This is a genomic window from Nocardia seriolae NBRC 15557, from assembly GCF_007990715.1.
Classification (GTDB): Bacteria; Actinomycetota; Actinomycetes; order Mycobacteriales; family Mycobacteriaceae; genus Nocardia; species Nocardia seriolae.
On record NZ_BJWY01000006.1, the window covers coordinates 44,801 to 71,281 of the forward strand.

General features: G+C 68.4%; 24 protein-coding genes. 9 read left to right on the forward strand and 15 right to left on the reverse strand.

Features of this window, described 5'->3' with window-relative positions:
* Positions 1–11: 11 nt before the first annotated feature.
* From NS2_RS03010 to pdxH, 4 genes are all read right to left on the reverse strand, one after another.
* Entirely contained in the window at positions 12–1,220 is a 1,209-nt protein-coding gene (locus NS2_RS03010) for a GNAT family N-acetyltransferase (RefSeq protein WP_033085490.1), read from the reverse strand.
* Positions 1,221–1,490: 270 nt separating this feature from the next.
* A complete protein-coding gene (locus NS2_RS03015; RefSeq protein ID WP_081985601.1) occupies positions 1,491–2,804 on the reverse strand; it encodes a citrate synthase in 1,314 nt (437 codons plus the stop codon).
* A 188-nt stretch (positions 2,805–2,992) separates the two neighbouring features.
* Entirely contained in the window at positions 2,993–4,276 is a 1,284-nt protein-coding gene (locus NS2_RS03020; RefSeq protein WP_033085491.1) for an MFS transporter, read from the reverse strand.
* 137 nt (positions 4,277–4,413) lie between these two features.
* Entirely contained in the window at positions 4,414–5,139 is a 726-nt protein-coding gene (gene pdxH, locus NS2_RS03025; RefSeq protein WP_033085492.1) for a pyridoxamine 5'-phosphate oxidase, read from the reverse strand.
* Positions 5,140–5,240: 101 nt separating this feature from the next.
* On the opposite strand from pdxH, the gene NS2_RS03030 reads away from it, so the two are divergent.
* A complete protein-coding gene (locus NS2_RS03030) occupies positions 5,241–6,380 on the forward strand; it encodes a citrate synthase 2 (protein WP_033085493.1) in 1,140 nt (379 codons plus the stop codon).
* Positions 6,381–6,438: 58 nt separating this feature from the next.
* On the opposite strand, the gene NS2_RS03035 is transcribed toward NS2_RS03030, so the two are convergent.
* Positions 6,439–7,236: an RDD family protein gene (locus tag NS2_RS03035; protein WP_033085494.1), complete on the reverse strand. Its 798-nt coding sequence runs from the start codon at positions 7,234–7,236 to the stop codon at positions 6,439–6,441.
* Positions 7,237–7,356: 120 nt separating this feature from the next.
* Here NS2_RS03035 and NS2_RS03040 point away from each other — a divergent pair, with 120 nt between their 5' ends.
* Complete coding sequence (locus NS2_RS03040; protein WP_197707934.1) at positions 7,357–7,524, forward strand: DUF1272 domain-containing protein; 168 nt, start codon at positions 7,357–7,359, stop codon at positions 7,522–7,524.
* Between the two features lie 50 nt (positions 7,525–7,574).
* Positions 7,575–8,444: a polysaccharide deacetylase family protein gene (locus tag NS2_RS03045; RefSeq protein ID WP_231992968.1), complete on the forward strand. Its 870-nt coding sequence runs from the start codon at positions 7,575–7,577 to the stop codon at positions 8,442–8,444.
* Positions 8,445–8,490: 46 nt separating this feature from the next.
* Here the strand turns inward: NS2_RS03045 and NS2_RS03050 are convergent, their stop codons facing one another.
* The gene (locus tag NS2_RS03050; RefSeq protein ID WP_228102612.1) at positions 8,491–9,237 is read right to left on the reverse strand and encodes a hypothetical protein; all 747 of its coding nucleotides are present in this window, start codon (positions 9,235–9,237) and stop codon (positions 8,491–8,493) included.
* Between the two features lie 156 nt (positions 9,238–9,393).
* Here NS2_RS03050 and serC point away from each other — a divergent pair, with 156 nt between their 5' ends.
* The 3 genes from serC (at position 9,394) to NS2_RS03065 (ending at position 12,717) form a co-directional block, all read left to right on the forward strand.
* Positions 9,394–10,518: a phosphoserine transaminase gene (gene serC, locus NS2_RS03055; RefSeq protein ID WP_033085495.1), complete on the forward strand. Its 1,125-nt coding sequence runs from the start codon at positions 9,394–9,396 to the stop codon at positions 10,516–10,518.
* Between the two features lie 183 nt (positions 10,519–10,701).
* Positions 10,702–11,730: a septation protein SepH gene (gene sepH, locus NS2_RS03060; protein ID WP_033085550.1), complete on the forward strand. Its 1,029-nt coding sequence runs from the start codon at positions 10,702–10,704 to the stop codon at positions 11,728–11,730.
* 252 nt (positions 11,731–11,982) lie between these two features.
* Positions 11,983–12,717, forward strand: a complete 735-nt coding sequence (locus tag NS2_RS03065) for a DUF6928 family protein (protein WP_228102613.1) — start codon at positions 11,983–11,985, stop codon at positions 12,715–12,717.
* A 13-nt stretch (positions 12,718–12,730) separates the two neighbouring features.
* Here the strand turns inward: NS2_RS03065 and NS2_RS03070 are convergent, their stop codons facing one another.
* Both NS2_RS03070 and NS2_RS03075 read right to left on the reverse strand, forming a co-directional pair.
* Positions 12,731–13,024, reverse strand: a complete 294-nt coding sequence (locus tag NS2_RS03070; RefSeq protein ID WP_228102614.1) for a DUF2537 domain-containing protein — start codon at positions 13,022–13,024, stop codon at positions 12,731–12,733.
* Positions 13,021–13,824, reverse strand: coding sequence for a TrmH family RNA methyltransferase (locus tag NS2_RS03075; protein WP_033085497.1), 804 nt, complete (start codon positions 13,822–13,824; stop codon positions 13,021–13,023). The genes NS2_RS03070 and NS2_RS03075 overlap by 4 nt, the downstream gene beginning before the upstream one ends.
* Before the next feature lie 227 nt (positions 13,825–14,051).
* Between NS2_RS03075 and NS2_RS03080 the strand changes: the two genes are divergently transcribed.
* The gene (locus NS2_RS03080) at positions 14,052–14,414 is read left to right on the forward strand and encodes an FKBP-type peptidyl-prolyl cis-trans isomerase (protein WP_033085498.1); all 363 of its coding nucleotides are present in this window, start codon (positions 14,052–14,054) and stop codon (positions 14,412–14,414) included.
* Positions 14,415–14,491: 77 nt separating this feature from the next.
* Here NS2_RS03080 and NS2_RS03085 read toward each other — a convergent pair whose 3' ends face one another.
* From NS2_RS03085 to NS2_RS03115, 7 genes are all read right to left on the reverse strand, one after another.
* Positions 14,492–15,124: an RDD family protein gene (locus NS2_RS03085; protein WP_036547348.1), complete on the reverse strand. Its 633-nt coding sequence runs from the start codon at positions 15,122–15,124 to the stop codon at positions 14,492–14,494.
* A gap of 52 nt (positions 15,125–15,176) precedes the next feature.
* Positions 15,177–15,461, reverse strand: coding sequence for a hypothetical protein (locus tag NS2_RS03090; protein WP_155240026.1), 285 nt, complete (start codon positions 15,459–15,461; stop codon positions 15,177–15,179).
* A gap of 149 nt (positions 15,462–15,610) precedes the next feature.
* The gene (locus NS2_RS03095; RefSeq protein WP_096490787.1) at positions 15,611–16,768 is read right to left on the reverse strand and encodes a YhgE/Pip domain-containing protein; all 1,158 of its coding nucleotides are present in this window, start codon (positions 16,766–16,768) and stop codon (positions 15,611–15,613) included.
* Positions 16,769–16,797: 29 nt separating this feature from the next.
* Positions 16,798–18,201, reverse strand: coding sequence for a sensor histidine kinase (locus NS2_RS03100; protein ID WP_228102615.1), 1,404 nt, complete (start codon positions 18,199–18,201; stop codon positions 16,798–16,800).
* A gap of 2 nt (positions 18,202–18,203) precedes the next feature.
* Positions 18,204–18,905 (reverse strand): response regulator transcription factor, encoded by a 702-nt coding sequence (locus NS2_RS03105; protein WP_033085502.1) that lies wholly within the window; start codon positions 18,903–18,905, stop codon positions 18,204–18,206.
* Between the two features lie 155 nt (positions 18,906–19,060).
* On the reverse strand, positions 19,061–19,447 hold the full coding sequence (locus tag NS2_RS03110) for a hemophore-related protein (RefSeq protein WP_033085503.1): 387 nt from the start codon (positions 19,445–19,447) through the stop codon (positions 19,061–19,063).
* A gap of 107 nt (positions 19,448–19,554) precedes the next feature.
* On the reverse strand, positions 19,555–21,696 hold the full coding sequence (locus NS2_RS03115; RefSeq protein ID WP_081985603.1) for an AMP-binding protein: 2,142 nt from the start codon (positions 21,694–21,696) through the stop codon (positions 19,555–19,557).
* Positions 21,697–22,035: 339 nt separating this feature from the next.
* On the opposite strand from NS2_RS03115, the gene NS2_RS03120 reads away from it, so the two are divergent.
* Together NS2_RS03120 and NS2_RS03125 are read left to right on the forward strand one after the other, a co-directional pair.
* Positions 22,036–26,067 carry a HAMP domain-containing sensor histidine kinase gene (locus tag NS2_RS03120; RefSeq protein ID WP_082062523.1) on the forward strand — a complete coding sequence of 1,344 codons (4,032 nt, stop codon included), beginning with the start codon at positions 22,036–22,038 and terminating at the stop codon, positions 26,065–26,067.
* A complete protein-coding gene (locus NS2_RS03125; protein WP_029930951.1) occupies positions 26,064–26,477 on the forward strand; it encodes a roadblock/LC7 domain-containing protein in 414 nt (137 codons plus the stop codon). Before NS2_RS03120 ends, NS2_RS03125 begins: the two co-directional genes overlap by 4 nt.
* Positions 26,478–26,481 lie beyond the last annotated feature (4 nt).

Here is a 26,481-nt window from a genome sequence, read left to right on the forward strand (position 1 = left end):
TCCCGTTCGGCTCAGAAGAAACAGCCCAGTTCCGCATCCCGATCCGAGGCGAAGGCCTCGTCGAAGGCGCGCAGGCCCGCCGGGTCCTTGACCTGGACGCGGTTGGCGGCGGCGAAGACCCGGGCCCGGTACGCGCCGAAGTAGATGCTGCCGAGCACGTCGATCCCGAGTGCGAGGTCGGGGGTGCGGTCGGTGCGCTCGCACTCGGCGATGCCGTCGCGGATTCGCAGCGCGAAGCTGCCGCCCGCGTCCCGGAACGGATCGTCCACGGACAGCACGACATCCAGGTCCCGCTGGTAGGTGCGGGCCGTCAGGGCGGCCGGGACGTCCATGATTCGGGCCCACAGGGCGTCGTGGCGGCCGGTGGTCTTGACCAGGCGCGGATTCGTCACCAGGTAGGGGAGCGGATCGTGGTCGGTGAGCTCGGCCTCGATGCTGTCGACCAGGTCCATGCTCAGCAGCACTCGCCACAGTGCGATGTGCGCCTCCGGCGTGACGGCCCGCAATTCGTGGATGCTCGCGGTGTTCTTGCCCTCGTCGCTCCAGGCGCGACGGAAGACCGCGTAACCGTCGGGATGGACCAGGAAGAACAGTGGTGAGCCGCCCTCGCTCTGCACGGCATCGGCGAAAACCCGCTGCTGCCAGCGAGCTTCCGGCCGGATCTGCGCGCCGGGGACGAGTCGCCGCCAGCGGTCGTAGATTTCGGGCAGCACGGCCTCGGCCTGTTCCCGGGTGGCCATCCGGACGCCGCCGGGATCCGGTGTGGTGGAACGGAATTCGGCCTTCCGGCCGCGAATCGAGACTTCGTTCGCCACCACGGTCGGGCCGTAGCCGAAGCGGCCGTAGATGGTGCCCTCGCTGGCGGTGAAGATGGTGAGCGGCAGCCCCTCGGATTCGGAGCGCCGATGCAGTTCGGTGTAGAGCGCGCGCAGTATGCCGCGTCGCCGATGGGTGGGCGCGACCACGACGCTGGTGACGCCGCTGGCCTGGATGGTGCGCTCGCCGGGAACCGTGACGGTCATGACCCGGTCGTTCGCGTGCCCGACGATCTGATCGCCGTCGACCGCGACCAGTGCCCGGTCGGTGGGAAAGACCTGGGTGCCGTATTCGGTATCGGCCGGATTGACCCGCATGCCGAAGGCGATCTCCGACAGCCGGATGATCTCGGCTCGCTCCTCCGCTCGCGCCGAACGCACGGTGAAACCATTCGTCGATGCCATGACTCGAACATCCCACGAATTTCCGCCCGCCGCATCCGATTTTCTCCGGGTGTCACCTGCCGCCCCCGCCGCGGCAGGTGACACCCGGAGTTCGGATCCCCTCGATAACTCGTATGTGCCTGTCGCACATGCTCTTTCGGTTTCGGTGAGATCGTTTCTCGCTTACCGGAACAAGATTGCCGCCTCACCCCAGCAAGATCCTTAACAAGTCCTTGTAAACGAAAAACCCCGCCGCAACGATGCGTTGCGGCGGGGTGATCCGAAAGGCGGTCAGCGACCGGTGATCTCGATGTAGTCGCGCTCGCCGTAGCCGGTGTAGATCTGGCGCGGACGGCCGATCTTCAGTGGCTCGCGGTGCATCTCGCGCCAGTGCGCGATCCAGCCCGGGAGCCGGCCCATGGCGAAGAGCACGGTGAACATGCGGGTCGGGAAGCCCATGGCCCGGTAGATGACGCCGGTGTAGAAATCGACGTTCGGGTACAGGCGACGCTCGATGAAGTAATCATCGGTGAGCGCGGCCTCTTCGAGGGCCTTGGCGATGTCGAGCAGTTGGTCGTCGCCGCCGATCTTGGCCAGGATGCCGTCGGCGACCTGCTTGACCAGGGTGGCGCGCGGGTCGTAGTTGCGGTAGACGCGGTGCCCGAAGCCCATCAGCTTCACGCCGTCTTCCTTGTTCTTGACCTTGCGGACGAACTCCTTGACGTCGCCGCCGGAGGCCTTGATCTCGTCCAGCATCTCCAGCACGGCCTGGTTGGCGCCGCCGTGCAGCGGGCCCCACAGCGCGTCGATGCCGCCGGAGACGGAGGTGAACAGGTTGGCGTCCGACGAACCCACCAGGCGCACGGTCGAAGTCGAGCAGTTCTGCTCGTGGTCGGCGTGCAGGATGAGCAGCATGTCCAGCGCGGCGGCGATCTCCGGGTCGACCTCGTAGGGCTCGGCCGGGAAGCCGAAGGTCATCCGCAGGAAGTTCTCCACCAGCGACAGCGAGTTGTCCGGGTAGAGGAACGGCTGACCGACCGACTTCTTGTAGGCGTAGGCCGCGATGGTGGGCAGCTTGGCCAGTAGTCGGATGGTGGACAGCTCGACCTGCTCGGGATCGCGCGGGTCCAGCGAGTCCTGGTAGTAGGCCGAGAGGGCGTTGACCGCGGAGGACAGCACCGGCATCGGGTGCGCGTTGCGCGGGAAGCCGTCGAAGAACCGCTTCAGGTCCTCGTGCAGCAGGGTGTGGCGGCGGATCCGGTCGGTGAAGTCGTCGAGCTGGGCCTGGGTCGGCAGCTCGCCGTAGATGAGCAGGTAGCTGACCTCGATGAAGGTCGACTTGCCCGCCAGCTGCTCGATCGGGATCCCGCGGTAACGCAGGATGCCCGCCTCACCGTCGATGTAGGTGATGGCCGACTTGGTCGAAGCCGTGTTCATGAAGCCGGGGTCGTAGGTGACGTACCCGGTGCTGGCCAGCAGCTTGCCCAGGTCGATCCCGTCATTGCCCTCGACGGCCTTGGCGACGGTCATCGGGTACTCGCCGCCCGGGTATTGCAGTACCGGCTTGGCGTCGTCGTCGACGTTGATGATGTTCTCAGCGGGCACGGAAGGATCCCTCTCAGGCTTGTAACCGTAGGCACCGGACGCGGTCGGCGCGCGATGCGCTTGAGTCAACGCTAGCCGCTGTCCACTACGCCCGACTAATGAGGGTGTCTCTTTGCTACCTCACAGTCACATCGTTCGCAGGTGAGGAGAGCGGCGGTCATGTGCTATGTGCATCAACCTCGAAAAGGCTAGGCGAGCTGCACCTCCGAATGCGCGCGAGACACCCGGTAGCGCACGAAGGCCGGAAACGCGACGGCCGCGATCATCATGCCGATCACGACCAGGAAACCACCGCCCGCCGCTGCCACAGCGGTACCCACCGCGGCGGCCGCGAAACCGTGCGCAACATCACCGATGCGGGGTCCACCCGCCACGACGACGATGAACACGCCCTGAAGTCGCCCGCGCATCTCATCGGTCGCCACCGACTGCAGCATGGTGGTGCGCAGGGCCGCGGAGAACATGTCCACCGCGCCGCCGAAGGCCAGGCAGGCCAGGGCGATCCAGAGCGCGAGCGTCATGCCCAGCCCGTGCCCGACCAGGCCCACCGCCAGGCCGAAGCCGATCATGCCCAGGCCCCACAGCACGATGCACACCACCACGGCCAGGCCCTGCCGCCGCACCCGCGACAGCCAGCCCGAGAACACCCCGCCGACCACCGCGCCCACCGACATGGCCGCGAACAGCAGGCCCAAAGCCGTTCCGCCGGAAGCGGAGTCGCCGAAGCTGTCCTGGGCGATCTGTGGGAACAAGGCGCGCGGCATGCCGAACACCATGGCCACCACGTCCACCGCGAAGGAGGCCAGCAGGATCTTCTGGGTGGCCAGATAGGCGAAACCGTCGAACATCTCGCGCAGGCCAGCGCGGCCGGTCTCGCCGTGCGGCGGGATGGGCGGCAGCTTCCAGACCGCCCACAGGGTGGCCAGCAGGGCGATCGAGTCCAGCAGATACAGCGTGGACAGACCGGCGAGCGAAATCAGCATGCCCGCCAGGACCGGTCCGGCGATCGCGCCGAACTGCATGACGGTCATGGACAGCGAGTGCGCGGCCGGGAGCTGCTCGGGCGGCAGCAGGCGCGGGTAGATGGCGCTGCGGGCGGGCTGGTTCATGGCGAAGAACGCCTGCTGCAGCGAGAACAGGATCAGCACCAGCCAGACATTGTTCAGCCCGGCGGCGGCCTGGGCCCAGAACGCGAGGGCGGTCAGGCCGGTGCCCGCGCTGGTGATGAGCAGCAGCTTGCGGCGGTCCATGGCGTCGGCGAGCGCGCCGCCCCACAGGCCGAACACGATGAGCGGGATCAGGCCGAAGAGTCCGGCCAGGCCGACATACGAAGAGCTGTGGGTGATGTCGTAAAGCTGTTTGGGGACGGCTACGACGGACAGCTGCGCGCCGATCACGGTGACGATGCCGGTGGTCCACAACCGGCGGTAGTCAGGATCCCGCAATGGAGTTATATCGGCGAGCAGCTTCACCGATCTGACATTAGCGAGGCGAAACAGCGCTTGGCTAGGAGTTTTGGGCGGATCATCCCACCATTTGAACGTGAGATATCCAACTCTCGTAGCTCTCAGGGGCTTCCCCTGAAACCCCTTTCAGCACCACAGCGCGATCAGGGTTGCAGGCGTTCGACTTTCATGGCCGAGACGTCGGTGTTGCCGGGTTCCAGGGTCACCTTGATGCGGTTGTGCATGCGGCTGCGGCGGCCCTGCCAGAACTCGACGGTCTCCGGCTGGATCTGGAAGCCGCCCCAGAACGGGGGCACCGGAACGTCGTCCACGTCGGCGAAGCGAGCGGTCGTCGCGTCCATCTGCCGGTCCAGGTCGGCACGGGAGGCGACGGGCCGCGACTGCTCCGAGGCCCACGCGCCCAGGCGCGACCCGCGCGGGCGGGACTGCCAGTACACCTCGGTGGCCTGGGCCGGCAGGCGGTGCACCGGGCCGCGCACCGTCACCTGCCGCCCCATCGCGGGCCAGACGAAAGTGGCCGAGGCGTAGGGGGTTTGGGTGAGCTGGCGGCCCTTGAACGATTCGTAATTGGTGTAAAAAGTCACACCTTCGGGAGAAAGCCCCTTGCACAGGACCGTTCGCGAGGAGGGGCGCGGACCGGTCTCGGTGATCTCGACCGTGCTCAGCACCATGGCGTTGGGGTCGGGCAGGCCCGCGCTGGTGGCGTCCTCGATCCAATTGCGCAGCAACGGCTCCCAGCCATCGCCCAGCCAGTCCGCGTCCAGGTCGGTTTCCGGTCCCGGATGGTTGTCGCCCTGATCGACTCCGTACTCGATCCGAAGGGCCGCGATGTCGACATCGGCAGTGGCGAATTTCTCCTGGTCAACCATGGGGCAGACGTTACTCCGCGGTAATGCTCGCGTTAAGCGCCAGATTGATCGGCGTGGCCGCCCAGGGATCGGGCAGCCCGATTTGCAAGGAGAGTCACAACATGACTGCCAGCGCTGCGGTACCCAATGTCGTCCCCGACGGCTTCGTGAGCGGTCTCGAGGGCGTGGTGGCCTTCACCACCGATATCGCCGAACCCGACAAGGACGGCGGTGCGCTCCGGTACCGCGGCGTCGATATCGAGGACCTGGTCGCCAACCGGGTCACCTTCGGCGACGTGTGGGCCCTGCTCGTGGACGGCGAATTCGGCCGCGGCCTACCGCCCGCCGAGCCGTTCCCGCTGCCCATCCACACCGGCGACGTGCGCGTCGACGTGCAGGCGGGCCTGGCCATGCTGGCCCCGATCTGGGGCTACCAGCCGCTGCTGGACATCGACGACGACACCGCCCGCGAGAACCTCGCGCGCGCCTCGGTCATGGCGCTGTCCTACGTCGCCCAGTCGGCCCGCGGCATCTACCAGCCCGCCGTGCCGCAGGCCAAGATCGACGAGGCCGCCACCATTACCGAGCGGTTCATGACCCGCTGGAAGGGCGACCCGGACCCGCGCCACGTCGAGGCCATCGATGCCTACTGGGTGTCCGCCGCCGAGCACGGCATGAACGCCTCCACCTTCACCGCCCGCGTCATCGCCTCCACCGGCGCGGACGTGGCGGCCTCGCTGTCCGGCGCCATCGGCGCCATGTCCGGCCCGCTGCACGGCGGCGCCCCGGCCCGCGTGCTGCCCATGATCGAGGCGGTCGAAAAGGACGGCGACGCACGGGCTCTGGTCAAGGGCATCCTGGACCGCAAGGAAAAGCTGATGGGCTTCGGGCACCGCGTCTACCGCGCCGAGGACCCCCGCGCCCGCGTGCTGCGCGCCACCGCCAAGCGCCTGGGCGCCCCGCGCTACGAGGTCGCCGCCGCGCTGGAGCAGGCCGCCCTGGCCGAGCTGCGCGAGCGCCGCCCCGACCGTGCCATCGAGACCAATGTCGAGTTCTGGGCCGCGGTGATCCTGGACTTCGCCGAGGTCCCGGCGCACATGATGCCCGCCATGTTCACCTGCGGCCGCACCGCCGGCTGGTGTGCGCACATCCTGGAGCAGAAGAAGCTGGGCAAGCTGGTCCGCCCGGCCGCCATCTACACCGGCCCGGCCCCGCGCCAGCCGGAGGCGGTGCCGGGCTGGGATCTGCTGTCGCACAAGTAGATCGCTCGAAACAACAATGGCCCGTCGCGGAAACCGCGACGGGCCATTGCTTTACAGATCAGGCTTTGACGACGATCGTCCCCATGATCTTGTCGCCCAGGGTCTGCTTCTTCTCGTCCCACAGCGGCCACAGCCAGCCCAGGTAGCAGGCGAAGCTGTTCACCGACTCGGCGAGCTTGCGCACGATCGCCATGCCGAAACCGATTGGCTGGCCGGTGGTCTCGCGGATCACCCGGATGCCCACCACCCGCTTGCCGAGCGTCTGGCCGGTGGAGCCCTCCTGGTAGGCGAAGAACAGACCGGCGCCGACCATGAGCACGAAGGCGAGCAGCATGCAGATCGCGCCCAGCGCGTTCATGGTGCCGGAATCGCACGAGGTGTAGTACCCGCTGGTCGTGCAGGTCGGCTCGGACGTGCCCGCGGTGAAGGCGATGACGTACAGCAGCGTGAAGGGCAGGAAGATCACCAGGCCGTCGATCAGGCTCGCGCCCACCCGTGCGCCCCAGCTCGCGTACTCCGCTCCGTATCCCCCGAACGGAGCGTAGCCGGGCTGGGGTGCGCCGTAGCCGGGTTGCGGTGCGCCGTAGGGCGATTGGGGCGCGCCGTATGCGGGCTGTGGTGCGCCGTATACGGGCTGCTGGGGCGCGCCGTAGGGCGACTGGGCGTCGTACCCCGGTTTGGGCGCGTCATACGCGGGTTGTGGTGCGCCGTAAGCAGGTTGGGGTGCGCCGTAGGCGGGCTGCTGCGGCGCGCCGTAGCCGGGTTGCGGAGCGCCGTAGCCCGGGGCGGGCTGATCTGCGGGCGGGTAGCCGTATCCGGGCTGCTGCTGCGGGTACGGGTTGTTCGGGTATGTCAAAGTGCTTCCTTGCAAACAGGGTTGTTTCGGTCGGGCAGGCTACAGTCTGGGGCAATCCGGCCGGTGGCATGAACCCGAAATCGGTACGGTGCGAAAACGGAGGTAGCGATGGCGTGGGAGATGCGGACCCGCTGTGAGCGCTGCGAGGTAGCGGAATTGCCCGCCGACGGGGCCGCCCTGATCTGCTCCTACGAGTGCAGCTTCTGTGAATCCTGCGGTCGAACAATGGATTACGTCTGCCCCAACTGCGGTGGCGAACTGGTTGCCAGACCGCGACGGTTGAAGTAATCCCGATTCAGGTCCTGGCAGTTGAGATCAGATTCACATAACCTGCACCGGTGCTCCACGCAGGACTGACCAGGCGCGGCCTCTTCGCCGCGGGCGCGGCGCTGGCCGCGAGCCTCCTCACCGCCGGATGCGGTGTGGCGAACGGCAATTCCTCCGACCGCATTCTGGAGCCGCCGCGCGGTTCCGCGGAGCCGGGCACCGCGCCCGCCCGGTTACCCCTGTCGGGGGTCGATCCCGACGCGGTGGCCGCCAAGTTCGCCGGTCGGCAGCCGCAGGGCTGGGGTGTGGACCTGGACGGGATCGTGACCGGATTCAATGCCGGCGGAAAGCAGTTCGCGGTCACCTTCGACGCCTGCGGCGGTCCGGGCAACAATGACATCGACGAGAACCTGCTGGCCTTCCTGCAGGCCCAGCAGATCCCGGCCACCCTGTTCCTGAACACGCGCTGGATCGACGCCAATCCGGCCCGCGCCACCCAGCTGGCCGGCAATCCGCTCTTCGAGATCGGCAATCACGGCACCGCGCACTGCCCGCTGTCGGTGACCGGCCGCGCCGCCTACGAGATCAAGGGCGCCGGCTCGGCGCAGGCCGCGGCGGACGAGATCTGGGGCAACCACCAGCGCATCACCGCCCTCACCGGGCACGCCCCGCGTTTCTTCCGCCCCGGCACCGCCCACTACGACGACGTGGCCGTGGCCATCGTCAAGGAACTTGGCGAAACCCCGCTCGGCTACTCGGTCAACGCCGACTTCGGCGCGACCGCCTCCGCCACCCAGGTCCAGCAGGCCATGTCCGCCGCCAAACCCGGCGGCATCTCCCTGGCCCACATGCACCGCCCCAAGTCCGGAACCGGCGCGGGCATGCTCGCCGCCCTCCCCGCCCTGAAGTCCAACGGCTTCCAATTCGTGCACCTGCCATAGCTTTTCGAGATCGCTGCTTTTCGAGATCACCGTCGGCGTTTCGAGCTCACAGCTCTCGTGACGCGAGCCAGTCCACGGCGACCGACTCGCCACGATCGACGGTGAAGAAGGCGACCTCGAGGTGGCGGCCCAGATCGACCAACTCCAGGGCGGACAGCGGAACCGGCTGCACCACCCGGACCCGCCACGGCCCGGGCTCGTCCCACGCGTGCAACTCCAGATCCAGTCGCAGGACCGGATCGTCGCGGCCGGTGTAGTCGGCCGCGACCGGCGTGGCGGCCAGCACGGTGGCGCGGGCCCGCCGCCCGTCGGCCAGGATCTTGGCGATGCCGGTGCGCGAAGTCTCCTCCGGTGCGGGCAGATACAGCACGACGCGATCGTGGTCCCCGGGATCGACCCGGCAGCACACGATGTCGCCCGGCTGCATCCACTCCAGGTCGGCGGCATTGACCCGCTGCGCGACCCGCGTCTCGAAGGCATGCCGATCCTCGAGCTGAACCCGCACCCAGAACTCCGGTCCGGGCTCGGTCGTGATGCCGAGGATGGTGGCGGTGCCCTCGGTGCCGTGTAGGAGTAGCTCGCGGCGGGCGGCGTCGTCGAGGGCGGGGCCGCGGCGGGTGAGGCCGCGGGAGCCGAATTGGGAGGACAGGCGGGCCAGCAGGCCGAGGCGTGGCAAGGGGGCTTGCCGAGGTTGCGGCCGTCCGGAATTCGACGCTGCCGGGGGAGTGGAGGAGGCGGCAGCGGGCGGCTGGTCTCCGGTGGTGTTCGGTCGCTCGTGTGCGGCCATATCCATGGCGGTAAACCGTAATGCTTGTGTGGTTCGTGCCACAGCGATACGCGCGGTTTGCGGAATCGCAAAACGAGGTTCGCGAAACGTGGGGGGTCGGAAGGTTTTGCGGGCCCGGACCCACCTGCAAACTCGGGTGATAGCACCTTTACCCTTGTCGCCATGACCTCTGCGTTCCCGACCATCCCCGACGATCTCAAGCCCGCCGACGGACGGTTCGGTTGCGGCCCTTCCAAGGTCCGCCCCGAGCAGCTGCAGTCCCTGGTGAATACCGGCGCTTCGGTGTTCGGCACCTCCCACCGGCAGAAGCCGGTCAAGGACGTGGTGGCCCGGGTGCGCTCCGGTCTGCGCGAATTGTTCTCCCTGCCCGACGGTTACGAGGTCGTGCTGGGCAACGGTGGCACCACCGCGTTCTGGGATGCCGCCGCCTTCGGCCTGATCCGCGAGAAGTCGCTGCACCTGAGCAATGGCGAGTTCTCCTCGAAGTTCGCCTCGGTCGCCAAGGGCAACCCGTTCATCGGTGACCCGATCGTGGTGAAGTCGGAGCCGGGCGACGCCCCCGAGCCGACCTCCGACCCGTCGGTCGACCTGATCGGCTGGGCCCACAACGAGACCTCCACCGGTGTCGCCATTCCGGTTTCGCGCCCGGCCGGTTCCGAGCACGCGCTGATCGCCATCGACGCCACCTCCGGCGCCGGCGGTCTGCCGGTGAATGTCGCCGACTCGGACGTCTACTACTTCGCCCCGCAGAAGTGCTTCGCCTCCGACGGCGGCCTGTGGATCGCGCTGATGAGCCCCAAGGCCCTGGAGCGCGTGGAGGAGATCAAGAACTCGGGTCGCTGGACCCCCGAATTCCTTTCGCTGCCGATCGCGATCGACAACTCCACCAAGGACCAGACCTACAACACGCCGGCGCTCGCCACCCTGTTGCTGTTCGCCAACCAGATCGAATGGCTGAATGGCAACGGCGGACTGGACTGGGCCGTGAAGCGCACCGCGGATTCCTCCTCGCGCCTGTACTCGTGGGCCGAGACCAGCGAATTCGCCACGCCTTTCGTGCAGAACCCGGCGCTGCGCTCGCAGGTGGTCGGCACCATCGACTTCGCCGATTCGGTGGACGCGGCGCAGGTCGCGAAGGTGCTGCGCGCCAATGGCATCGTTGACACCGAGCCGTACCGGAAGCTGGGCCGTAACCAGTTGCGCATCGGCATGTTCCCGGCCATCGACCCCGAGGATGTCTCGCAGCTGACCCGCTGCATCGATTGGGTTGTCGGACAGCTGGGCTGATCCGAAAAACGGTGTCGGGCGACACCGAAAACAGGTAAGAGTATGCGGCGCGGCGGTCTGTGAACAGACTTCCGCGCCGCGTGTCTTGCCCCATGATTAACAGAAGTGCACTACTGTTCCAGAAGTGGGCGGTGTCGCGAGCCTAGCTATAGCTGTGAGTTGCGCAGCGAACAGGAGGTAACGGTGCGTGAACTTCGAGTAATCGGGTTGACGCCCGACTCCACGCACATCGTGTGCATCGATACCGAGAGCGGCCAGAAGTATCGGCTCGCCGCCGATGACAAACTGCGCGCCGCTGCCCGCGGAGATCTTGCCCGATTCGGCCAAATCGAGATCGAAACGGAAGCCACGATGCGTCCTCGCGATATCCAGGCCCGCATTCGCGCGGGTGCTTCGGTGGAGCAGGTCACCGAGGAATCCGGCATGCCGCTCTCGCGGGTCGAGCGGTTCGCGTATCCCGTTCTGCTGGAACGTGCCCGGGCCGCCGAGCTGGCGCAGAAGGCGCACCCGGTCCGCAATGACGGTCCGGCCGTGGAGACCCTGATCGAGATCGTGTCGGCCGCATTCGCCGAGCGCGGCCACAATATCGAGGTCGCCGAGTGGGACGCCTGGAAGGACGAGAAGGGCTACTGGGTGGCCCAATTGCAGTGGCAGGCGGGCCGTTCGGTGATCGCCGCGCACTGGCGCTACCAGCCCGACGCACACGGCGGCTCGGTGGTGCCGCTCGACGATCCGGCCTCGGACCTCATCGATCCCGACTTCGGCCGGGCCCTGCGCGGCCTGGCGACCATCCTGCCGGACCAGAACGACATCGCGGTGGAGGAGGCCCCGGCCCCCGCGCCCGCACCCCGCGAGGAGCGTGTCGAATACGATTCCGCGCCCGCGCGGGTCGCCAAGCAGGCCGGTTCGGAGGACTACTTCGAGCAGCGCGCCGCGGTCGGTGACGGCACCGTGCCCGCGGTGACGGCCGCCGCTCCCGCGCCCGCCCCGGCTCCGGCCGCGAAAGAGCAGGCCGCTCCGGCGCTTCCGGCCCCCGCGACGCCCGCGCCCGCTCCGGAGGCACCGGCCGCCGAGACCGCCGCGGAACCCGCCCCGGCGCAGCCCGCCGCGAAGCCGAACGCGCAGAAGCCGAATCGGGCCAAGCGCGGCGGCAAGGCTCCGATGCCGTCCTGGGAGGACGTGCTGCTGGGGGTCCGCAGCTCAGGTCACTGAGTAGTTCTCTGGCCGCACTGACCGGCGCTCGATTTTCGAGGATGCTAGAGGGTTGCTAGGCCCGCTGGCGTTCCGCATTCCGGCACGCCGGGAAACGGTGTTGGCAACAGCGACATTTCGACCGCCTCGGGGGTAGATTCATTATCTGGTGGCGGTCATTGCCGGGCCGATCAGCGTCGACGCCGACGTTCGGCCGCCGAGTATTGCTCATTATTAGCTGACTTGTGTGCAATGACTAGGGAGGTGACGTCGGTGCCGTCCACGGTATCATCCCTCTGGTACGTCGACGCCCCCGATCCGGTGGCGGTGCTGCGCGAACATCCCGGACCCGATCCGGATGCCGCCTTCGCGCTGGCCAAACAGCTCAACCCGGATCGCGACGTGGTGCCCGCGGCCTCGGGCACCATGAAGGTGTGGGCCGGGCCCGACCCCGAATCCGTCTATATCGGCTGCTATCCCGGCGTCACCGTCGTCTGCTCGAATCAGGCCGCGCTGCCGCGCCCCACCAAACTGCCGGAGTTGCTGGTGCGCCCGCTCGCCTCCGAGCACACCTACCTGGTCTCCTACGACCTGTCCCTGGGCTGGGGCGCGTTCGCGGAATGGGAGCGCGGCGAATTCCGGCGCTCCTTCAGCGCCACCCGGGTCAATATCCTCGAGGACGAGGGCATGCCGCGGGTATGGGAGCTCACGTACTGGGCGGGCGAGCATCCCATCGAACTCGCGCCCGGTGAACTGCCCGATCCGCAGCTGCTGCCCTTCGATCCGCCCGATTTCGCCGACGCCGCCAATCAGGAGTGGCTCGGATTCCGCTATCGCGGCAAGGCTTCCGAGGACGACCTGACCGCCGACCTGATCGAGGTGTGCGGCTTCTCGCTGTTCCCGAAGGGCGAGGCGCCCAGGCCCGAGTTCATCCCGGAACCGCGGGCCGAGGACAACGGCAAACGCGGTCTGCTGCGCTGGCTGCGCGGCCGCGACCGGGTGTCCTGACCGACCGGCCGGGTCAGAACAGCAACAGCCCCGCCCACGCCAGCAGCACGCCGACGCCCAGCCCCGCGATCACCCAGCGGGTCACCGGTGCGAACCGCCACCGCCACGCGGTCGGCGCGGCCCCGCCCACCGCGATCAGGTTGACCGCGACCGACACCAGCGGATGGATCTGGGCCAGCGCCGCTCCGAAGGCGTAGACGCCGACGGCCGTCAGCGCGGCCACCAGCGCCGCCGCGGTGATGCCTGCCGCCCACGGGGTCGGCTCGGAAATCCCGTATCCGTACGGTCCGTCGGGCGGATGGGTCACTGGGCTCGCACTCTCTCGTAGAAGGCCATAGCGGCGGCGGTGGCAACATTAAGCGAATCCGTGCCCGGCGTCATGGGGATGCGGGCGCGAATATCGCTGGCCCGCATGGTCTCCTCGGTGAGGCCGGGGCCCTCCGCGCCCAGCAGCAGCGCCACCCTGTCGCCGGTCATGGCGGTGGCCAGGGTGTCGGCCTTCGGGTTCGGGGTCAGGGCGATGATCTGGAAGCCGCTGTCGCGCAGCACGTCCAGCCCCTCCGGGAACGGCGGCAGCTGGGCGAACGGCACCCGCAGCACGTGCCCCATGGAGACGCGCACCGCACGCCGGTAGAGCGGATCCGAGCAGCGGTCGCCGAACAGCACCGCGTCCGCGCCCAGCCCGGCGGCATTGCGGAAGATCGACCCGATGTTCTCGTGGTCGTTCACGCCCTCGAGCACGGCCACCGTACGCGCGTCGGCGAGCACCTCGTCGGCGGTGAGTTCCCGCGGCCGATAAGCCCCCGCGAGTACGCCGCGATTCAAATGGAATCCGACGACTCGCGCCATTACCTCCGCGCTGGCCTGGTAATACGGAATATCGACCCCGGCCAGATCTTCGGCGAGCTGTTCATATCGGCGTTCCACCCCCAGAAGTGCGAACGGCGTGAATCGCGAAGCCAGCATCCGCTGGACGACCACGACCCCCTCGGCGATCACCAAACCCTTGCCTCCGGGCAGGTCGGGCCGCCGGTCGGCATTATTGAGGTCGCGGAAATCGGCGACCCGCGGGTCCTCCGGGTCATCGATCAGGATTACTGTGCTCAATTTGCCCTCCGCTTCGCTCCGGGCGGGTTCGCGGCCCTGGGGGTCTCGTTCTTCCCTCCCTCCGCTCCTCCGCTTCGCTCCCCCGCTCCGCTCAGTCCAGAACGAGACGGGCCGCGAACCTTCACGGTATTGGATTCGAATGTCGGGGCTCGGGCTGGTGGCAATTCGATGTGGCGCGGGGCATAGGGTGATCGGGACCCGATCCCGATAATCGAAGAGGACAGCCCATGAGCAGCAAGCCGGAAATCGAGTTCCAGGATGGCCCCGCCCCCGTCGAGCTCGTGATCAAGGACCTCGTCGTGGGCGATGGCGCCGAGGCCAAGCCGGGCGACACCGTCGATGTCCACTACGTGGGTGTCGAGTTCGACAGCGGCGAGCAGTTCGACGCCTCCTGGGACCGCGGCGAGTCCATCACCTTCCCGCTGCGCGGCCTGATCCAGGGCTGGCAGGACGGCATTCCCGGCATGAAGGTCGGCGGCCGCCGCCAGCTCACCATCCCGCCGAAGCTGGCCTACGGCGAGTCCGGCGGCCACCACCTGTCGGGCAAGACCCTGGTCTTCGTCATCGACCTGCTGGACGTCCTGAACTGACCGACGCCGAGTCGGTTGCGAGCAACGTGCCCGCCCGCGCTGAAAAGCGCTGGCGGGCACGTTTTTTCGCGGTGGGGTCAGACCTTGACGACGATGGTGCTCAGGATCTTGTCGGCGAAGGTCTGGCGTTTGGCGTCCCAGAGCGGCCAGAGGAATCCGATGTAGCAGGGCAGGGCGTCGACGACGTGGCAGATGCGGCGGACGAAGGCCATGCCGAAGCCCAGCGGCTGTCCGTCGGCCTCGCGAACCAGCCTGATGCCCAGCATCTTCTTGCCCGGGGTCTGGCCGGTCTTGCCCTCCAGATAGATGAGGTAGAACCCCACGACCAGGCCGTAGAGCACGCCCAGCGCGATGAGCGCGATGCCCGCGCCGGACAGGCCGCCCGAACACGAGGTGCTGTAGGAGGTGTCGGTATGTTCGGTGACGCAGTCCGCGTCCTTGAAGCCGATGGCGAAGCCGATGCCGTAGAGGATGAGCACGGGCAGGCTCGCGATCAGGAAGTCGACGATGTAGGCCCCGACCCGGGCGCCCCAACTGGCATAGGGCGGTTGGGGATACGCCCCGTAACCGGGTGCGGGCTGATAGCCGTAGTCGACCGGCTGTCCGGGATAGCCGCCGGGCGGGGGCGGCTGTCCGTAGCCGGGGGGTGGCTGCTGACCGTAGCCGGGCTGTTGCGGTTGCTGCGAGTAGGGATCGTTGCCGTACGTCATCGGATCCTCCCCTGGGGGATGCGGGGGTATTGCCCCCGCATTGTCTCCTGAATTACGAACCCACGACGGCATTCATGATGGTTCCCGCGCTGGTCGCGGTGGCGCCGCCCATCATGGCGTTGGCGATCATCTTGGGTGAGGCCGAGCCGCCGCCCCACTTCTCCCAGGCGAAGCGTCCGCCGCCGTAGGTGATGGCCGCGATGCCGGACATCTGCACGAACCAGGTGAAGTAGTGGAACATCTTCATCATCTTGTCCGCCATGGGCGGGGTTTCCGCGGTGGGATTGCCAATCTGGGCGAGAACCGTGCCGTACATGTCGTGCGCGGCCATCAGCATGCTCACGATCGTTTCCTCTCCGGTACCGGGGCGCTGGGTGGAGCCAGGGAGCGGTTAGAGCGGACGAGCTTTCGAAACGGGTCGATTAGAGCAATTCGGGCACAGTCTAACCGGGTGAATCGCCGATCGTTGCTGATTGTTTGCGAACGTTATTTGCGAATGATGTCGACGGGGTCGGTCAGGGCCGCCGAAATGGTCACTTGCTGTGGAACTCCGAACTGCGGCAGCGACCCCAATGCCTGATTTGTCTGATTGCCCAGGGTTTTGGTGACCGCCTGCAACTGCGTGACACCACCGGTGAGAGCCTGCAGGGCCGCGGTCAGCTGGGTGCCGGCCTGATCGGCGATGGCCGGAATCTGCTGCGCCAGCGACGCGCCCTGATTCAACTGCGCGCTGGCGTCATTCAGCTTGGTGGCGGCGTCGCGCAGCAGCTGCCCGACCTTGGCATCCGGAGTGACTTGCGTTCCGGTCAGATTGGCGAAGCCGCTCAGCTGGGCATCGGCCTGGTTGGCGATGTTCTGTAGCGCCCGCAGCTGGGTGATAACGCTGGCCAGCTGCGGATCATTCGCGAACGGTAGCGCTTGCAGCAGCGGAACGACGAGATTGAGCCCGCCCGCCAGCGTGTCCGCCGACTGCGTCACCTGTCCCATGGTGACGCCGGTCGAATCCAGCGCCGTGGCAAGCTGATTCGCCTGCGTGGTGGCCGCGGACAGCGTCGAATTCAACGCGTCGATGCCGGAGGTCAGCTGTCCCGCACCGGCTTTGGCCTGGTTCAGGAAGCCCATCATCTGATCCGCGCCGCCGGAGAACTGCGACGCGCCGTCCGCGGCGGCCTGCACGCCCGCGCTGAGCAGCTGCGAGGTGCCCGCGATCTGGGAGACCTGCAGGCGTGCGGTGTTCATGGTCGCGAACATGGTGTCCAGCCCGGCGGCGCTGATCTTCTTGGTCACCTCGTTCACCGCGTCATTGACCAGGTTCGCGTCGGCGCGCCGGTGGGTGTCCACGGTGACCTGCGCCTTGACCGGCTTGGCGGTGGCCAGCGACTTGATGTCGGCGGTGAGGTCGGCGGGCAGGGTGACGACGGCGGCGTAGTCCTTGGTGTCGGCCTCGGCCACCACGTCCCAGCGCCGGGTTCCGCTGTCCTGCAGCTCCTTCGCGATGCGCGCCCCGAGCGGCCCGCTGTCGTCGTTGACCAGGGCCACCGCGGTGGGCGCGGAGCGCAGCCGCAGGACACTGAGGGTGCCCGCGGTGACCGCGGCGGCGAGCAGCAGGACGATCAGGACCCAGCGGGTGCGTTTTCCGAACACCATAAAGACCGTAGAGGCCCTGATTGGCGCTACCTCTGATGGTTGTCTGAGAGTGCGGTAAAGACCGGTCGATCCGGAAGCTCCAGCACCAGCCGCACGCCACCCAGCCCGCTGTCCTCGAAATAGGCGCGTCCGCCGTGCAATTGGGCCTGCTGCGCGACCAGTGCCAGGCCCAGACCGGATCCGCCCTTGGCCGCCCTGCTACCCCGGACGAAGCGCTCGAACACCGCCTCGCGCTCGTCGGCGGGCAGTCCGCGGCCATTGTCGTCCACGGCGATCACGATGAACCCGTCGCCGCGGCGGTGCGCGGACAGGACGGCCTCGGTGGCCCCGCCGTGTTTGACCGAATTGGTGAGCGCATTGTCGATCGCCAGCCGCAGCCCGGTGGGCAGGCCCCGGGTGACCAGTTCGGTGTCGGAGTCGATGTGCACCTTCAGCTGCGGGAAGTGCCGCATGGCGTCGTGGGCGGCGGCGTCGCAGAGCTCGGCCACATCGGTGCTCACGTGATCGCGTTCATTGGTGAGGTCGCCCGCGGCCAGCCGCTCCAGCGCCGCGAGGGTGGTCTCCACCCGGTTCTGCCCGCGCTGCAGATCGGTGAGGATCTCCCGGCGCTGTTGCTCGCTCAGATCGAGGGTGCTGAGCACCTCGAGATCGGTGCGCATGGCGGTGAGCGGGGTGCGCAGCTCGTGCGCGGAGACCGCGGCGAAGTCGCGGGCGGTCTCCAGGGCGGCGGCCGTCTCGATCTGCGCCCGATCCACCCGCTCCAGCAGGGTATTGACCGCCTCGGCGAGCTTGTCGGCCTCCTTCACGCCCGAACCGTCCACCGTCAGCGTGCCGGTCTCGCCATTGGGACCGCGCTCGTCGAGGGCCCGGGGGAGTTTCACGATGGGTCGCACCGCACGCCCGCCGAGCAGCCAGCCCAGTCCGGCCGAGGCCGTCACCGCCAGCCCCGCGGCCAGGTACACCCAGCGCCGCTGCTCGTTGATGGTCTTCTCGGTCTGGTTGGTCGGAATGCCGAGGGACACAACGCGTCCCGTCGGCTGTGCTTCGGTGGTGGTGAGCACCCGGTAGGTATTGCCGTCCACGATGACGGTGGCATTGCCGACCGGCAGCGGCGGCAGTCGCACCGGGGTGCTGGCCAGGGAGCCGTCCGCATTGCGGACCGTCAGCGCCATTTCCTTGTTGGGCGCGAGCAGATCGACCACGTCGACGGCGAAGATCGGCTGGATGAGCACCAGCCGCGACACCATCGACAGCTGCTGATCGGCCTGCGCCAGATTGCTGCGGCCGATCGCGTAGATGGTGATCCAGCTCAGAATCGCCACGATGATGGTCGCGCCCAACGCGGCCGCGGCGGCGACGCGCAGGCGCAGCGTGTAGGACCAGCGGCGCGGACGCAGCCCGGGCGCGGGCTCGGGAATCACCGGGCGCACGGCTATTTGGGTGCGCGCAGGATGAATCCCACGCCGCGAATCGTGTGCAGCAGGCGCGGGGTGCCGTCGACCTCGAGTTTGCGTCGCAGATAGCCGACGAAGACGTCGACCACATTGGTGTCGGCCGCGAAATCGTAGCCCCACACCAGTTCCAGCAGGCGTTCGCGGCTCAGCACCACCCCGGCGCTGCGGGCCAGCGTGGACAGCAGCTCGAATTCCCGCTTGGTGAGCTCGATTTCGGTGCCGTTCAACAGGGCGCGATACCCGGCCACGTCGACTTCCAAGGGGCCCACCGTGATCGCGCCCGGGATGGCCGAGGCCGGGTGGTCGGTGCGCCGCCGTAGCAGCGCCTTGATGCGGGCCACCAGTTCGGCCAGCACGAACGGCTTCACCAGATAGTCGTCGGCCCCCGATTCCAGGCCCGCGATCCGGTCGTCGACCGAACTGCGCGCCGACAGCACGCAGATCGGCACCTCGTTGCCCATCGCGCGCAGCGCCGTGACCACGCCCGCGCCGTCCAGCACGGGCATGTTCATATCGAGCACCACCGCGTCGGGCGCGGATTCATTGACGCTGCGCAGCGCCGCAGCGCCGTCCCGGGCGATCACCACCCGGAAACCCGACAGCCGGAGCCCGCGCTCAACCGATGCGAGCACGTCCTCGTCGTCGTCGACGACCAGGACTGTAGGTACCGCTGTGTCCAATTTGCCCTCCGCTTCGCTCCGGGCGGGTTCGCGGCCCTGAAGGTCTCGTTCTTCCCTCCTCCGCTCCTCCGCTTCGCTCCCCCCGCTCCGTCAGTCCAGAACGAGACGGGCCGCGAACCGGGGAGTGTTGCTCTCCCAGTATCGCGGCTCTGAGCTCAGTAGTTGTGGCAGGAGTCGGCGACCTGCTGGATCGCGGCGGCGATTCCACCGGCGCGCGGGTCGGCGGCGGCCTGGTTGGCGGCGTCCGGATTGTCCTTCAGGTACTGGTCGAGTTCGGCCTGGCGCTGGGCGGGGGAGAGGTCGAACTTGGCCTTCAGTTCGGCCTTGGTGTCGGGGTTCGCGTCCAGGAACGAGGCCAGGGCCGGGGCCTTGTCGTGCAGGGCGGCGTCGACCTGGGCGAAGCTGCAGGTCGAGTTCAGCAGCGGCGCAACCAGATCCGCCGGGGCGGCGGAGGCGGTGGCGGGTGCGAGGGCCAGGGCCACCGCGGCGACCGCGCCGGCCCCGAAGAGCACACCAGCGCGGCGATTACGGACGAAGCTCATTCATCAGCCTTCCGGAGTTCGGCGGCGGGCCTGATCGGCCCGCGCCCGCTCGACGCTAAACCACCCGGTTGGGACCGCGATGAGCGCTTTCTGAAAAGACTCTGAGGCTAGCTCGAAACGGCCGAATCCCCGCTCGGCGCGGCCGGATCCGCACCCCGGTCCAGCAGGGCCGGGTCGATGCGCTGGATCGGCATGGTGGCCGCGGTGGCAGCCTCGGCGGCGGCGATTCGCTCCTTGTCCTCCATCAGGGTGACCGCGTCGCGGATCTGCTTCTCCAGGGTGGGGAGCATGGCGGCGTCGTCGATGGTGGGCGGCACCTCGTAGGCGTCGCCCGCCGCGATCTGACGCATGGTGCGGCGCAGGATCTTCCCCGAGCGGGTCTTGGGCAGGCTGGTGACCGCGACCACGTCGTAGAGGGTGGCGATGGCGCCGACCCGTTCGCGCACCCGCTCGATGACCTCGGCCCGCAACCGTTCCGGCTCGATGTCGACGCCGGTCTTGAGCACCACGTAGCCGATGGGACGCTGGCCCTTCAGCTCGTCGGGGATGCCGACCACCGCGGTCTCGGCCACCACCGGATGCCCGGCGATGGCCGCCTCGATGCCGCCCGCCGAAAGCCGGTGACCCGCCATATTGATGACATCGTCGCTGCGGCCCAGGACGAAGAGATAGCCGTCCTCGTCGAAAAAGCCGGAGTCCCCGGTCAGAGAGTGGCCGGGATAGGCGGACAGATAGGAGCGCTCGAAGCGGGCGTCGTCGCGCCACAGCGTGGTCAGCGTCCCGGGCGGCAGCGGCAGCCCGATGACGATGTTTCCTTCTGTATTGGGGGCGACCGCATTGCCTTCGGAGTCCAGCACCCGCAGCCGGAAGCCGGGCACCGGCACCGAGGCGGAACCGGGCTTGATCGGAAGCTGCTGGAGCCCGAGCGGATTGGCACAGATCGGCCAGCCGGTCTCGGTCTGCCACCAGTGATCCACCACCGGGCAGTCGGGCCGATCGGCGAGCAGGGTGTCCACCGCCCACTCGTAGGTGGCCGGGTCCAGCCGCTCGCCCGCGCAGAACAGCGCCCGCAGCGTGGACAGGTCGTGGCGGTGCGCGGCGGCGGCGTCCGGATCGGCGCGGCGGATGGCCCGCAAAGCGGTTGGTGCGGTGAACATCACGTCCACCTTGTAGTCGTCCACCAGGCGCCAGAAGGTCCCGGCGTCCGGGGTCCCGATCGGCTTGCCCTCGTAGAGGATGGTGGTCGCCCCGACCAGCAGCGGCGCGTAAACGATGTACGAATGCCCCACCACCCAGCCGATATCGGAGGTGGTGAGCATGGTCTGGCCCGGGCCGACCTCGTAGATATTGCGCATGGACCAGGCCAGCGCGACCGCGTGCCCGCCGTTGTCGCGCACCACGCCCTTGGGCTTCCCGGTGGTGCCGGACGTATAGAGGATGTAGAGCGGATCGGTCGCGGCCAGCGAAACCGGTTCGGCCGGTTGCGCTCCGGCCATGGCCTCGTCCCAGTCGACCCAGTGGGCGGCGACGGTCTCGGCGGAGGCGGGCAGGTGCTCGGTGGCGGCCTGCTCGGCGGGAAAGCGGATGGTGGGGAAGCCGTCGCGCTGCTTGACCAGCACCGTGCGGGGCGCGGTGGTCTGCGCGATATCGAGGGCGGCCAGCACGATCGGCGGGTATTCGATGCGGCGGCCGGGTTCCAGTCCGCCCGAGGCCGTGATGATCAGCACAGGTTCGGCATCGTCGATGCGCGCGGCCAGTTCGTGCGCGGCGAACCCGCCGAAGACCACCGAGTGCACAGCGCCGATGCGGGCGCAGGCGAGCATGGCCACAACGGCTTCCGGGATCATCGGCATATAAATGACGACTCGATCACCGGTCTTGACGCCCAATCGCAGCATGGATCCGGCAAATCGGGCTACTTCATCCAGCAACTCCCGATATGTGTAGATCCGCCTGGACCCGGTCATAGCGGAGTCGTATATTAGGGCCGGTTGATCGGCGCGACCCCCCTCCTGACCGCCGGAAGAGCCGTCCGGGGTTGTGATCTCGCGCACATGACGATCCAGCGCGTTGTAGGAGGTGTTGAGGCGAGCGTCGGGAAACCAGCGCGCCGTCGGACGGGCCGCGGTATCGAGAATCTGGGTGGGAGGCACATCCCAGCTGATGGATTCGGCCGCGCTACGCCAGAACTCCGAGGGGTCGACCAGGCTCAGTTGATAAGCCGGTCGGTACTCCTGCTTCGCGTTCAACCCGGTGACTCCCTAGCTCCGCCATGTGTCCTTGAGATGCGCTGAGATGCCCGCCTCGATAGATCGACCTGATTGTGGCAGACTTCACGCGACGTCCGGGCGGACGCCGCGACCTTTGATTTTGCCTGCAAACGGCAGGTCAGGGACCGGTGGTTGCCAAGAGGTCACACAAGAAGTTATTGATCCGTTAGAATCGCATGTCACATATTTCGGCCGTCATGGACGCAATTTCTCGGCCAGCCGCAGTTCTCGGTCAGCTCTGCCTGTCGAGCCCAGCGTGCGATCGCGGAGGCTCGCTGATGGCGCGTGGCTGGGGCCAGTTTGGAAAGTGAGTGGGAGATGCGTGACGCCGCTAGGTCCGGCAGCAATAAGCGCTGGGCGCTGAGCAACTGGGACCTGCGATGGAAGGTTACGGCGGTCCTCGCCGTGCCGCTGTTGGTCGCCGTTGTGCTGGGAGCGTCCAGGATCTCGGCGGAATTCGCCGATTCGAGCCGACTCTCGACGGCGACCGACCACGTCGGGGTGATCCCGGCCATCACCGGTCTCAGTGCTGACGCGGCGCAGGTCGCGGGTGGACAGATGGTCATGCTGGGCCCGACCCAGTCGCTGACCTCCGACCCCGAACTCGCGCAGTTGGATACGGCGATCTCCTTCGCCGAGCGGGCCGCCTCGCGGCTCAGTGACATCCCCAGCGCCCGCCAGGCGCTGGACGAGATGATCGTGGGCGCCAAGGCCATCCGGTCGCAGGGCCTGGCCCCGTCCAAGTCGATTCCCGACAGCGTCGCTCAGGTCGAGCGGATCCGTGGCAACAGCGTCAAGACCGTCGAGAACATCGTCTCGACGATCGCGGACAAGAACGTGGACCAGTCCAAGCTGCGCCTGGTCGACTCGCTGAACTCGCGCTGGATGCTGTTCAACGAGGTCGCCGGCATGGCCGAGGCCCTACGCAACAATCCCAAGGAGGGCCTCAAGGACATCCAGATCGGCGTCAATACCGAGCGGCAGATGCTGGCCGTGCTCGCGCATCGCTTCGCCGACGGCGACCCGATCATCGCCGACCTACAACGCGGCGCCGACACCCGGGTGCAGCTGGTCAACGGACCGCAGGCGCAGGCCGGTCAGCTGCCGATCGCGGAGCTGAAGGACTCGCTGGTCGCGAGCATCAACAGCTATCAGACCATCGCCACCAACGCGACCAAGGACATCGTGTCCCGAGTCGATGATCTGGCTGCCACCGCCCGCAAGGACGCCATCCAGTACTCGATCATCGTCATCGCCACCATCCTCGGCGCCATGGCGCTGGCCGTGCTGATCGCGCGCGCGATGATTGTCCCGCTGCGCCGTCTGCGCCTGGCCGCCCTGCGCGTCGCCGAATACGACCTCGGCCAGGAAGTTTCCTCGCTGCGTGAGGGCGCCGACCCCGAAGACGTTCCGCTGGAACCGATGCCGGTGCACACCGACGAGGAGATCGGCCAGCTGGCCCGCGCCGTCGACGACATCCACGGTCAGGCGCTGCGCCTGGCCGCCGACCAGGCTGCCATGCGTACCCAGGTCAACGACATGTTCGAGACCCTGGCCCGGCGCTCCAAGTCCCTTGTCGACCATCAGCTCTCGCTCATCGAGGCGATGGAGTACGACGAGAAGGACCCGCGCCTGCTCGAGAACCTCTTCCGCCTCGACCACCTCGCCGCCCGTATGCGGCGAAACGGCGACAACCTGCTGATTCTGGCCGGCACCAAGCAGCGCCGGACCAAGTCCGCGCCGGTCGAGATCGCCGACGTGCTGCGCGCCGCCATCTCCGAGGTGGAGGACTACGAACGCGTCAAACTGGGTGCCACCCCGCGTGGTTCGCTCGTGGAACCGGCCGCCTCCGACCTCGCGCACCTGTTCGCCGAGCTCCTCGACAACGCGCTGCGCGCCTCTCCGCCGGAGACCGACGTCAAGTTCACCTTCGCCCAGGCCCACGATCAGGGTCTGCTGATCGAGGTCGCCGACCGCGGCATCGGTATGCCCCCGGCCGAAATGGCCGAGATCAACCGGCGACTGGAGGCCGTGGCCGAGGTCGGCCCGGACACCGCGCGCCACATGGGTCTGTTCGTGGTCGGCCGCCTGGCCGAGCGCCACGGCCTGACCGTGCGCCTGCGCCCGACCGTCGACACCGCCCGGGATCCGGGCGTGACCGTCACCGTGCACGTGCCCAAGCCGCTGATCGTGTCGGCGGGCGGGGCCATCTCGGTGCCGCCGCAGCCGCAGGACGCGCCGCAGCGCCCGCAGCCGGCTCCGGCCGCGCAGGGTGCTGGCAACCAGGCCGGTACGCCGTCCTCCATGCAGATGCGCGCGGTCACCCGCACGGCGACCGGCAATGTCATGGTCACCGTGGATCCCGGTGTGAGCGGGCCGATTCCGGCGGGCACGACAGGCGGTGCCGCCCCGACCCCGGCCGCGGCCAGTGCTGCCACCGGTCTGCCCACCAGGCAGCCGGGTGCGCCGGTGCCCGGTGGGCTGCCGACCCGCCAGCCGGGCGTGAACGGCCCGACCATCAAGCACACCGTGTCCGCCCCGGGTGGGGCGAGACCCGGCGGACTACCCCAGCGGGATCCGGGCGCGCACGGTCCGGCCGCGCCCTCGGCCCAGCCGGGTGCGAATCTCCCGCAGCGCGGTCCGGGCGAGGCTCCGGCACAGCCGCGAGGTGGCCTCGCCGCCAATATGCTCAAGCGACAGGGTGCTCCGGGCGGCATGCCGCCGCGACCGGGCGCCCCGGGGGAGCCGGGGGCCGCGCAGCGCGGTCCGGAAGCGCGGGGAGGCGGAGCGCAGGGGGGATTGCCGCAGCCGGGTCAGTCCGGTGCGATGCCGCAGCGCAACCCCTCGGTCGGTTTGCCCCCGCAGGCGCGGGGAGGCGGAGCGGATGGCGCGGCCGGTGGTCAAGCGCTGGGTGGTGGAGCGACGCAGTGGGATTCGGCCGCCGGTGGTCTGCCGCCGGGTGCTCTGCGTGAGCCGGGTGCCGGTGGTCTGCCGACCCGTCAGCCGGGAACCAATGGCGCACCGGGCCGGGAGTCCGGCCTGGGGCAGCCGCAGCGGCCCGCCCCGGGCACCAACGGTGCACCGCAGCGGGACTCGGGCGCGACTCGTCGGGAGCCCGCGGCCGGTGGTTTGCCGCAGCGGGATTCGGCCGCGGGTGGTTTGCCGCCGCAGGTGCGGGGAGGCGGAGCGGAGCCGGGTGCCGGTGGGCTGCCGACCCGTCAGCCGGGAACCAATGGCGCTCCGCAGCAGTCGGCGCGGGGTGGCGGAGCGGCGCAGCGTGGTGCCGCCGGGCCGCAGGATTCGGACAAGCCGGGTCTGCCGCAGCGGGACGCGATTCCGCCGCGCGACGGCCAAGCGCGGAGTGGCGGAGCGACGCAGCGTGGTGCCGCCGCGGGCGGTCACGCGCTGGGTGGCGGAGGGGCGCACCGGGACGCGAGTAATGGACTGACGCAGCAAGCGCGGGGAGGCGCAGCGGGTTCCACGGGCGCGGATCCGTTGTCGGGTGGCCTGACCCAGCGTGACCCGCTGGCCGGAGGTCTGCCCCAGCGCGGTGCCGCCGGTGGCCTGCCCCAGCGTGATGCGGGTAGTGGTCTGCCGCAGCGTGACGCGGGTATCGGTCTGCCGCAGCGGGACTCCGCCGGTGGCTTGCCGCAGCGCGGTGCGCCCAAGCCGGATCCGCTGTCGGATCCGATACCGCTGGGAGGTGGCTTGCCGCAGCGGGATCCGCTGAGTGGCCCGCTCTCGCAGCGCGATCCGCTGGGTGGTGCGCCGGTGTTGCCGCAGCGCGGCTCGACCGGTCTGCCGCAGCGCGATCCTGGTTCGGTGCTCCCGCAGCGTCCGTCGCCGATTCCGGGTGTCGGTCTGGCGCAGGGTGGTGGAGCGACGCAGAATGGCGTCGATGACGTCAAGGAGCCAGGACGCCACAGCTTCCGTTCCAACCCGCAGAAGGCGGCTTCGTTCTTCCAGACGCGGTTGCAGCCGGCCGATGCGCCCGGCGACGCCATCATGGGCGGCACGCCGATTTTCGCTGAGATGATGTCGGCGTGGCTTTCGGATCCGAACGCGGATCGGTCCCAGGTCGCCGCTTCCTTCGAATCCCCGGGCGACGAGGGCTGGCAGGCCGCACGGCGCGCCATCGAGTCCACGCCGGACAAGCGCACGGCAGCCGGTCTGCCGCAACGCGATCCGGGTAACCGTCTGGTGCCGGGCGGTGTCAACGGAAACGCTGACAAGGCGGCCCATCGGGACCCAGAATCCATCAGGTCAAGTCTGAGTCGTCACCAGCAGGGCGTCCGGGATGGCCGCGCTATGAAAGCTATGAACCTAACCGGAGATAAAGGAGACCGATGAACCCCGATCTAGGTGGTACGAAGCGTCAGCTGGATTGGCTGGTTTCGAACTTCGCCAATGAGGTTCCCGGCGTTGCGCACGCGGTCCTGGTATCCGCTGACGGCCTGCTGATGGCCGCGAGTGCGCAGCTGCCCGTGGACCGTGCCGAACAGCTGTCCGCGGTGACCGCGGGGCTCGCGAGCCTCTCGGTGGGTGTGTCGAACTTGTTCGAGGGCGGCACCGTGTTGCAGTCGGTGGTCGAGATGGAACACGGCTACCTGCTGCTCATGGCGGTCGGTGACGGCTCTTACCTGGCGGTACTGACGAATACGTCGTGCGACATCGGCCAGGTGGGCTACGAAATGGCGTTGTTGGTCGAGCGCGTGGGCCAGACAGTTCAGGCCACACCTCGCGTCACGATGGGTTCCTGATGGC

Excerpts from the sequence above, each read along its gene's own strand:
- NS2_RS03010 (WP_033085490.1), bottom strand. The coding sequence starts at position 1,220 with ATGGCATCGACGAATGGTTTCACCGTGCGTTCGGCGCGAGCGGAGGAG.
- NS2_RS03085 (WP_036547348.1), bottom strand. The coding sequence starts at position 15,124 with ATGACGTACGGCAACGATCCCTACTCGCAGCAACCGCAACAGCCCGGC.
- NS2_RS03050 (WP_228102612.1), bottom strand. The coding sequence starts at position 9,237 with ATGGATATGGCCGCACACGAGCGACCGAACACCACCGGAGACCAGCCG.
- NS2_RS03040 (WP_197707934.1), top strand. The coding sequence starts at position 7,357 with ATGCGGACCCGCTGTGAGCGCTGCGAGGTAGCGGAATTGCCCGCCGAC.
- pdxH (WP_033085492.1), bottom strand. The coding sequence starts at position 5,139 with ATGGTTGACCAGGAGAAATTCGCCACTGCCGATGTCGACATCGCGGCC.
- NS2_RS03125 (WP_029930951.1), top strand. The coding sequence starts at position 26,064 with ATGAACCCCGATCTAGGTGGTACGAAGCGTCAGCTGGATTGGCTGGTT.
- NS2_RS03120 (WP_082062523.1), top strand. The coding sequence starts at position 22,036 with ATGCGTGACGCCGCTAGGTCCGGCAGCAATAAGCGCTGGGCGCTGAGC.
- NS2_RS03030 (WP_033085493.1), top strand. The coding sequence starts at position 5,241 with ATGACTGCCAGCGCTGCGGTACCCAATGTCGTCCCCGACGGCTTCGTG.
- serC (WP_033085495.1), top strand. The coding sequence starts at position 9,394 with ATGACCTCTGCGTTCCCGACCATCCCCGACGATCTCAAGCCCGCCGAC.
- NS2_RS03090 (WP_155240026.1), bottom strand. The coding sequence starts at position 15,461 with ATGCTGATGGCCGCGCACGACATGTACGGCACGGTTCTCGCCCAGATT.
- NS2_RS03110 (WP_033085503.1), bottom strand. The coding sequence starts at position 19,447 with ATGAGCTTCGTCCGTAATCGCCGCGCTGGTGTGCTCTTCGGGGCCGGC.
- NS2_RS03080 (WP_033085498.1), top strand. The coding sequence starts at position 14,052 with ATGAGCAGCAAGCCGGAAATCGAGTTCCAGGATGGCCCCGCCCCCGTC.